Source organism: Kocuria sp. (assembly GCF_030536815.1).
GTDB lineage: Bacteria > Actinomycetota > Actinomycetes > Actinomycetales > Micrococcaceae > Kocuria > Kocuria gwangalliensis.
Genome location: NZ_JAUNPE010000089.1, coordinates 1 through 8,991, shown reverse-complemented (window position 1 = coordinate 8,991; position 8,991 = coordinate 1). Strand labels below are relative to the sequence as shown.

Below are 8,991 nucleotides of genomic sequence, written 5' to 3'. Positions count from 1 at the left end.
AAACCGCCTCAGCGGATTTTTAGTCTAAGAGACACACGTCACGTTGACAACGAAGAAGCGGGCCCGCACCTGGTGGTGCCGGACCCGCTTCAGCGGTGCTCAAAGGCCTTCGGTGGACCCGTGGTCGACCTTACTTCTTGGCCTCGATGGCGTCGTTGAGGGCCTCCTCGAAATCACCTTGGGCGTAGCGCTCGCCATCCACAAAGATGGTGGGTGTGCCGGCGATCCCGTTCGCCACGGACTCCTGGGCCATGATGTTGACCATGGGCCGGTAGGTGTTCTCACCCAGTTGATCGGCGCTCACGTTGGCGCCGTGCTTGGACGCGATCTCAGCGATCTCGTCGTTGCTCAAGCCACCGGTGCCCTGGTGGGAGAAGATCTCCTGGGTGAAGTCCATGTACTGCTCCGGGTCGACCTGCTCGGCCACCAGGTAAGCGGCGTTGGAGGCACGCGAGGAGTAGGCGTCGGGGCTACCGCTGTCCAGGAAGTTCAGGTTGCGGTTCTCCAGGGTCACGTCCCCGGAGAGCACCTTTTCTTTGATCAGATCGGAGTTCTCGGCCTCGAATTCGGCGCAGTGCACGCAATCGAAGTCCTGGAAAACCACGAGCTGCACCGGTTCATCGTTGTCCTTGGCATCGCTGGCGTTCACGATGCCCGGCGGGGTTTTGGACTCGTCCACGGTGTCCGGACGCGGGGGCACATCACTGATGTCGCGCTCGTCCACGTCTGAGGTGTCCTGCAGGATCTGCGACTCGTTGAGCTGGATACCGCCGTACTGATTGGCGCTGGCGGGAACCGGCCCGGCCTCGGGAATCGTGTTCTTGTTGTTCTGCCAGATCACCAGCGCAATGATCAGCCCGATCACCAGCAGCAAGGCAATGATGCCCGCGATCAGACCCTTGGGCTTGCCATTGGACTTACGAGCCTCGCGGTCGGCGATCTGACGGGCACGTTCTCGTGCCTGGTCCGCGGTCGACGATCCGGCCGAGTTTTTCTGGGAAGCCATGGAGTCCGTGATTCCTTCCGGTCAATTGCTGTGTCCCGTTCAGATTACCCGGACCCCACTGCCACCACGATTCAGGAGTTGCCCAGAAAATGGCCGCTTCATATCCGGTCGCACTTTTCTCTGCCCAGCCCAAGAGTTAGTACGCAACCTTAGAATGGTCACGAACCCTAACCCGTGGGCGGAAGGAGCTCGTTGTGCCAGCAGACCAATCCGATCACCAGGTGGAGGTACCCCGGGAGGGGTACGACTTCGTGGTGGTGTCCAACCGGCTCCCCGTGGACCGTGACATCGATGAGAACGGCAACAGCGCGTGGCGCCGTTCCCCCGGTGGCCTGGTGAGCGCGCTGGCCCCGGTCATGGCCAAGCGCGACGGCGCCTGGATCGGATGGCACGGCGCCCCGGACGAAACCCTTGAGCCCTTTGATCACGATGTGTTCCACCTGGTTCCCGTGGAACTGTCCGGGCTCGAGGTCCAGCGGTATTACGAAGGCTTCTCCAATGCCTCGCTGTGGCCGCTCTATCACGACGTGATCGCCCAACCCGAGTTCCACCGAACCTGGTGGTACGCCTATCGCCGTGTGAATGAACGCTTCGCCCGCATGGCCGCTGAAACGGCAGCCCCCGCAGCCACGGTGTGGGTTCAGGACTACCAACTCCAGTTGGTGCCGCGCATGCTTCGCAGGCTCCGTCCGGACGTCACCATCGGTTTCTTCAATCACATTCCGTTCCCTCCCACGGAGATCTACTCGCAGCTACCGTGGCGTAGGGCCGTCCTGGAAGGTCTCACCGGGGCGGACCTGATCGGGTTCCAGCGCCCCGGCGACGCCCAGAACTTCCAACGGTGCGTGCGTAAGTTCCTGGGCGTCCGCTTCACCAACGGCGCCGCCGAATTCACCGAGACAACCATCGCCGACGACGCCGCGGCGTCGTCGTCGGGGCCGGGCCGGGCCACGAGCGACCGCGAGGGTCGGCGGACGTCGTGGACCGTTCACGCCGCCGCCTATCCCATCTCCATTGATGTGGAGGCGATCCGGGAACTGGCGTCGGACCCGGCGACCAAGAAACGCGCCAAGGAGATCCGGCAGGAACTGGGCAACCCGGAGACCGTCTACCTGGGGGTGGACCGACTGGACTACACCAAGGGCATCCTGCATCGCATCAAGGCCTACGGTGAGCTCCTCGAGGACGAGAAGCTGTCGGTCGAGAACTCCGCCTTGATCCAGGTGGCCAGCCCGTCCCGCGAGCGCGTGGACTCCTACATCCAGTTGCGCGAGCAGGTGGAGGGCATAGTGGGGCGGATCAACGGCCAATTCGACACCATGGCCAACACTGCCGTTCGGTATCTGCACCACGGCTACCCGTTCGAGGAAATGGTGGCCCTGTACATGGCCGCGGACGTCATGCTCGTGACCGCGTTGCGCGACGGGATGAATTTGGTGGCCAAGGAGTACGTGGCCGCCAAGCAGGATCGCTCGGGAGCATTGGTGCTCTCCGAGTTCACGGGTGCAGCCGAACAACTCAAGCAGGCCATCCTGGTCAATCCGCACGATATTGACGGGCTCAAGGAGGCAATGCTCTACGCCCGCGACATGCCCGGTTCGGAGGCCAAGAAACGTATGAGTTCCATGCGCCGTCAAGTGCTCACCCACGATGTCGTGGACTGGTCCCAGCGTTTCCTCGAGGACCTCGCCTCGTACGGCCGGCAATCGGTAGGGAGTGAAACCAATGACCGAAACGCTCAGTGATGCTTTGGCCCGCACCGCCGGCGCGGATCACCTCTTGATTGCTTTGGATTTCGACGGCACCCTGGCCCCCTTCACGGAAGACCCCGCGGATTCCCGTCCCCTCCCCGCTGCTCGCGAGGCGCTGGACACTCTCGCTGATCTGCCCCGCACCACGGTCGCGATCATTTCCGGCAGGCCGCTTGAGTTCTTGCGCGCCGTGGTCGATCCCGCTCGCCGCATGGTGTTGTCGGGCTCTCACGGTGCGGAACTGGACTTGACTGCGCTGCCGGATCTGCCGGAGGACGCCGAGCACGACATTCATTTGACGGTTGAGCAGCTGAACCTCCTGGACCGTGCGGTGGACGCGACCGAGAGGCTGGTGTCCCAATATCCTGGCTCCCGCGCCGAACTGAAACCAGCCGGAGTGTGTTTTCACACCCGGCCGATCAAGGACCAGAGGGTTTCGGAACAGGCGTTGGCGGAGATGACTCGCGCCTATTCGGAGCTGGCCGGTTTGCGGATCACCCCCGGGCAGCAAGTGGTGGAGTGCTCGGTGCTGAGCGCGACCAAAGGGGACGGGCTGAGAATCATCAGGGCCGCCGCGTCACCGGACGTCATTGTTTTCGCCGGTGACGACGTCACCGATGAAGATGCCATGGCGGTGCTGACCGTGGACGATCTGGGGATCAAAGTGGGCGAAAAGGAGTCCGCGGCGCGTCAACGCGTCAGTGGGCCGGAAGAACTCGCCGACCTTTTGAGCGTTTTCGCCGACCAACGAGCGCGTGTGGTGACTAGCATCAAGTGACATGAACGCCTCCCCGGCACAACCTCTCGATTCCCCCGTATCCCCCGGTTCCCGGCGGGTCTCGATCAGCACCGCGTTCCCGGACCCGGCCCTGTTGGATCTGCCGTGGCATGTTCCCCTCGAGGAGTGGCCGCCCGAGGTGCTGGCCGCGTATCCCCGCGGGATCTCGCGCCACGTGGTGCGCTTCGCGCACGTGGGTTCCAAGGTGGTGGCGGTCAAGGAAACCACGCCCCACTACGCGCAGCGGGAGTACGGACTGTTGCGGCGGCTGTTGCGCATGGGCACGCCCTCGGTCACGCCGGACTCGGTGGTCACCAACCGGTTGACCGCGGAGGGCGAGGAATTACCCGCCGCGCTCGTGACGGATCACCTGAGCTTTTCCCTGCCCTACCGGGCGATCTTCGAACAAGTCCCCTCGCCGCAGACGGTCGAGCTGCTGGTGGATGCCTTGGCGTCCCTGATCGTCCAGTTGCACCTGTCCGGGTTCTACTGGGGTGATGTGTCCCTGTCGAACACGTTGTTCCGCCGCGACGCGGGGCATTTCGCCGCGTACCTCGTGGATGCCGAAACCGGTGAGATCCACAATGAACTCTCTCGCGGTCAGCGTGACTACGACATCGAGCTGGCCCGCACCAATGTGGCGGGCGAGATCATGGACCTGCTGGCCGGTGAGGACATGCAGCGCCGGCTCGAGCAGGTTGGGATGACCCCGGATGGCGTCGACCCGTTCGAAATCTCGGACCGTCTGGTCAGCACCTACACCAACCTGTGGGAAGAACTCACCGCCGAGGAGAGTTTCGCCCTGGACGAGCGGTGGCGGGTGCAGGCCAGGGTGGAGCGGCTCAATGAGCTGGGCTTCGACGTGGAGGAGGCCTCGCTGGAGTCCGATGATTCGGGGCAGGTGCGGTTGCGTCCCCGGGTGGTCGAACCCGGCCACCATGCGCGACGACTGCTGCACCTCACGGGGTTGGACACCCACGAGAATCAGGCGCGCCGCATCCTCACGGACATCGGACAGTTCGGGCAGGCCCTGTACCCGGGGCTTCCCGAGGACCTCACGGCCCAGCTGTGGATGCGCGAGATCTTCGTACCCATCATGGAGGCGGTTCCGGCCGAGATGCGGCGCAAGCTCGAACCCGCGGAAATCGTCCACGAGGTTCTGGAGCACCGTTGGTTCATGTCCGAGAAGGCGAGTAAGGACATTGCGACACCCAAGGCGGTCAAGGACTATGTGAAGTCACAGCTGTCGGCACGCCCCGACGAGAAGGACGTCTTCTAGGCCTGCGCCCCGGTAACGCTAGGGCATGCCGGTCTCTTCGGTGACGATCAGGGACTCCGGCAGGAACTCCTCTTCCAATCCCCATCGCGTGAGTGCGGCACGGTATTCACCGGACGTGATCGCCGATTGCAGCGCCGCTTGGAAAGGCCGGGCCAAACCGGAGTTCTTGAGGGTCGTCGCCGCGACCAGGGTGGATTTGGGCCAGCCGGCACTGATCTTGCCCCTGACCTCCAGGTCGTCGCGGGTGGCCGCGTAATACGAGCCCGTGGGAAACGGCGACAGGTAGTAATCGATACGACCGGCCGCAAGCGCGAGCACCGCGTTCGTGTTGTCCAGATACAAGTCGAGTGCGGCCGGTTCCTTGCCCTGCGCCTCCAGTTGCTCGTTCCACGCCATCACGATTTTTTCCTGGTTGGTGCCCGGTGTCACCGAGAGTTTTCGTCCCGAGATGTCATCCGGGGACTCCACCACCGGTCCCTGTCCCTTGCGAGCCAGGAAACCCATGTAGGCGGCGCGGTAGGTCGCAAAATCGTAGAGCTTGAGCCGGGGCTCGGTGACACCCACGTTCGCGAACGTCGCGTGATACTCGTGGGCACCGAGTTTGAGTGGCCAGTTCTCCCAGGATGTCACCTGTGGGTTCAGTTCGAGCCCCAACTTGTCGGCAACGAGGTAGGCGGTGTCCACCTCGGAACCAATTGGCGTGACATCGTCGGTCGCGCTGAACGAAAGCGGCGGCGAGGTGTTGAGCACCCCCACCGTGAGCACACCGCCGGCTGCGATGTTCTCCGGCAGCAGGGCCCGCGCCGCAGGGTCCACGTCGGAGCGGATCCGGCTGTTCTGTTCGGGACTCAGGTCGAACGGTACGCCGTCCTCGCGGGTCGGTTGGGGCTGCTCGGGCTGGGTGCACGCGGCCAGACTCAGCAGTCCCAGGCCACCCAGTCCGGCCGCGCGCAGCACCGTGCGACGGTCCATGGCGCGGTTCACAGGTTGTACGCCGGTTCCAGGACCGACCCCAGGAACGCCCGGGTCCGCTCGTGCTTCGGTGCCGAGAACACCTCGCGCGGTGGTCCCTGCTCCACCACCACGCCGTCGGACATGAAGATCACGGTATCGGCGACGTCGCGCGCAAAACCCGTCTCGTGCGTCACCACCAGCATGGTCACGCCCTGGGATGCGAGGTCCCGGATCACATCGAGTACTTCACCGACCAGCTCGGGATCCAACGCCGAGGTGGGTTCGTCGAACAGCACCACGGCCGGGTCCAGGGCGAGGGTGCGCGCAATGGCCACGCGCTGCTGCTGACCACCGGAGAGTTGCCGGGGGAACACCAGTTCCTTGTCCTCCAGGCCAACACGCTTGAGAAGTTCACGGGCCTTGGCCCGCGCCTGGGCCTTGGAACGCCCCAGTGCGGAGACCTGTGCCTCCATCACGTTGTCCAGAACACGCAGATGCGGGAACAAATTGAATTGCTGGAAGACCATGCCCACGTTCGTGCGCCGACGCAGGATCTCCTTCTCGTGCAATTCGTAAAGCTTCTCGCCGCGCTGTTCATAACCCACCATTTTGCCGTCGATGGTGATGCGGCCCGCGTCGATGTTCTCCAGGTGATTGACCGTGCGCAGCAGCGTGGACTTTCCGGATCCCGAGGGCCCCAGGATCGCGGCGACCTCGCCGGGTTTGATGTCCAGGCTCACGCCCTCGAGCACCCGCACGTCCCCGAAGGATTTGTAGACGTTCTCGATCACCACGTGTCCCTTGGACGGCCGGTCGTCGTGGCGCCGCGATTTCTTCTGGTCCTTGGCGGTGGAACTCATCGTGCGCCTCCAATGCGGGAACGCAGCCGCTGCAGCGGCGTGGGCGGAAGAGTTCGCACCGCACCGCGCGCAAAGTGTCGCTCCACGTAGTACTGAATGATGTTGAGGACGGTCGTGATGATCACGTACCACAGCGTGGCCACGAGCAGCATGGGGATGACCTCATTGGTGCGGGCGTAGATCACCTGGATCGTGTAGAAGAGCTCGTTGTACGCGAGCACGTAGACCACCGAGGTGCCCTTGACCAGGCTGATGATCTCGTTGAACGCCGGCGGCAGGATGGAGCGCAGCGCCTGGGGCAGCACGATGTGCGTGGACCGGCGCCAGCGCGGAATACCCAACGACGCCGCCGCCTCCTGTTGGCCTTGATCCACCGCCAGAATGCCGCCGCGGATGATCTCCGCGGAGTATGCGGCCTGATGCAACGTCAGGCCCAGGACCGCGGCGCCGAACTTGTTGACGATGTCCGTGGTCGGTGCCTGGAAGAACGTGACGTCCGTTCCGGGAATGCCCACGCTGATGACCTCGTAGAGGTACCCCACGTTGTACCAGAGCAGCAACTGCACCAGCAGCGGCACCGAGCGGAAGATCCAGATGTAGAACCACGCCACCGAGGACAGCAATCCCGAGCTGGACATCCTCATCAGCGCGAGGAAGAAGCCCAGGACGAATCCGCCCACGGCCGCGATCGCCGTGAGCAACAAGGTGTTGCCCAGGGCATTGATCACGGATTCGGCGGTCAGCCATTCGGCAACCACGTCCCACTGCCACCGCGGGTTGGTGAACAGCGACCACCCGATACCGACCAGCACCACGGCCACGAGCGCGGTGCCCACCCAACGCCATGGATTGCGTGCGGGGACCACGGTCAATGCGTCCGGGCGCCGAGCCGGTTCGGCGGGCGGTCGGTCCGATTGCTCGGCCCCCGCGGGCGCGGCGGTGGATGACGATGTCACGCGTTACTCCTGGACTGTCAGGGAATGAAGTCACCGCGGTAACGGTAACGCCTCTCACCGTAAGAGGTCGGCGGAGTCGAGATCGAAACGCCCGACCCAAAACTTCACAGTCGTCATACTTGTCATAAAAGATCCCGAGATCACGGGGATTTCAACCCCGATCATTCGGTGGGTTTGACGGCCACCAGATTGGCCAGTGTTGCGTGGACCCGACTCGGCCACGCCTCATCCAGGCTGCCATATCTCGCCACGTGCGCGTAAGAGGCCCCCAGCATGAAATCAATGACAACGTCCAGGTCCACGTTCTCCCGAATCAGACCGAGGTCCTGGTCACGCCGCAGCAAGTCCCTGAGGAGTTCCATGCGGGGCCTGATAATTTTGCGCCGCAGGACCTCCGAAGTGGTGGAGTGTGGGTCCTGGAGAAGCGTCAGAACCAACCCCTTACCCACGTCCTCGAACAACACCTCGATGGCCGAGCGCACGGACTCCTCCCAATCCCCCGAGCCGGGCGATACCGGGGGCAGCCCGGTATATACGTGCTCCAGCACGGCTTCCAGCAGTTCGTCGCTGTTGTTGTAGCGGCGGTAGATCGAGGTCTTGGCCACCCCGGAGACCACGGCAACGGCCTCGATCGTGACCTTCTGAGGCCCGAACTCTCGCAGCAACTTCAAAGCACCCGCCAGGATCTTCCGATCCGTGCGAGCGGTACGAGGGTCCGGAACCGGGCCCCGCTGGGAGACCGGGGAATCAACCACCATGCTCAAGCCGGGGCGGTCTGCGCCCGGTGGCCCGCGCGCGCATGAGCGGTGGCGTTGTGGAAGATTCGCAGACCGTCCATGCCCGGCAACCTGGCAATATTATGGTCCAGCCGATCGATTTCATGGGCACCGTCCTCCCCGCCGAAAAGCTTGCCCATCACGTGATCCACCTCGCCCGCGTCCATGACGCCCGAACCCACGGGGGCCCAGAATTTTCGCAGGGCGAACCGCGTGAGGCGCTGGGCCTTGCGAGAGGATTCCAGGCGCCGTCGGGCCTGGGTCGCATAAAAGGCCACGTGGCGCGACTCCTGCGCGGCAATCCGTTTGAGCAGCACCGCCAGCACGGGGTGCTTCTCGAGGTTCGCCAATCGCCGGTACGCGGCAACCGCGGACCATTCGTTGGCCGCGCCCCACGCCATGTGGGTCGCAATGAAATCGGCCCCGACCATGTTGGACAGTAACGACTGCTTAAGGGGTTTGAGCGCCTCGGACCAGCCGAGTTTCATGCGCTTTGCCTTGAGCTCGTCGTAGTCGACCACGATGCCGTGGACTCCCAGGACCTCCGCCAGCGCTTCACCGTGCCAGTACTCCTCCCGGTTCCACATGGTCATGAACGTGGAGACGTCCTTGTCCTGGTGCGAGGGAGTCA

General features: G+C 63.8%; 9 protein-coding genes. 3 read left to right on the top strand and 6 right to left on the bottom strand.

Annotated elements, in window-relative coordinates; genetic code table 11:
* Positions 1–130: 130 nt before the first annotated feature.
* Positions 131–1,006: a thioredoxin domain-containing protein gene (locus Q4E95_RS08940; RefSeq protein WP_303382972.1), complete on the bottom strand. Its 876-nt coding sequence runs from the start codon at positions 1,004–1,006 to the stop codon at positions 131–133.
* A gap of 194 nt (positions 1,007–1,200) precedes the next feature.
* Between Q4E95_RS08940 and Q4E95_RS08935 the strand changes: the two genes are divergently transcribed.
* The 3 genes from Q4E95_RS08935 to Q4E95_RS08925 are packed head-to-tail and all read left to right on the top strand — an operon-like array spanning position 1,201 to position 4,814.
* Entirely contained in the window at positions 1,201–2,751 is a 1,551-nt protein-coding gene (locus Q4E95_RS08935; RefSeq protein WP_303382971.1) for a trehalose-6-phosphate synthase, read from the top strand.
* A complete protein-coding gene (otsB, locus tag Q4E95_RS08930) occupies positions 2,732–3,535 on the top strand; it encodes a trehalose-phosphatase (RefSeq protein WP_303382970.1) in 804 nt (267 codons plus the stop codon). Before Q4E95_RS08935 ends, otsB begins: the two co-directional genes overlap by 20 nt.
* 1 nt (position 3,536) lies before the next feature.
* Positions 3,537–4,814, top strand: a complete 1,278-nt coding sequence (locus Q4E95_RS08925; RefSeq protein WP_303382969.1) for a DUF4032 domain-containing protein — start codon at positions 3,537–3,539, stop codon at positions 4,812–4,814.
* 18 nt (positions 4,815–4,832) lie between these two features.
* Here the strand turns inward: Q4E95_RS08925 and Q4E95_RS08920 are convergent, their stop codons facing one another.
* The 5 genes from Q4E95_RS08920 to Q4E95_RS08900 all read right to left on the bottom strand — a co-directional run.
* A complete protein-coding gene (locus Q4E95_RS08920; protein ID WP_303382968.1) occupies positions 4,833–5,786 on the bottom strand; it encodes a transporter substrate-binding domain-containing protein in 954 nt (317 codons plus the stop codon).
* A gap of 8 nt (positions 5,787–5,794) precedes the next feature.
* Positions 5,795–6,628: an amino acid ABC transporter ATP-binding protein gene (locus Q4E95_RS08915; protein ID WP_303382967.1), complete on the bottom strand. Its 834-nt coding sequence runs from the start codon at positions 6,626–6,628 to the stop codon at positions 5,795–5,797.
* Positions 6,625–7,584, bottom strand: coding sequence for an amino acid ABC transporter permease (locus tag Q4E95_RS08910; protein WP_303382966.1), 960 nt, complete (start codon positions 7,582–7,584; stop codon positions 6,625–6,627). Before Q4E95_RS08910 ends, Q4E95_RS08915 begins: the two co-directional genes overlap by 4 nt.
* A 161-nt stretch (positions 7,585–7,745) precedes the next feature.
* Positions 7,746–8,342 (bottom strand): TetR/AcrR family transcriptional regulator, encoded by a 597-nt coding sequence (locus Q4E95_RS08905; protein WP_303382973.1) that lies wholly within the window; start codon positions 8,340–8,342, stop codon positions 7,746–7,748.
* A gap of 2 nt (positions 8,343–8,344) precedes the next feature.
* Positions 8,345–8,991: ferritin-like domain-containing protein (locus Q4E95_RS08900; RefSeq protein ID WP_303382965.1), on the bottom strand; the 647-nt coding region annotated here is incomplete at its 5' end.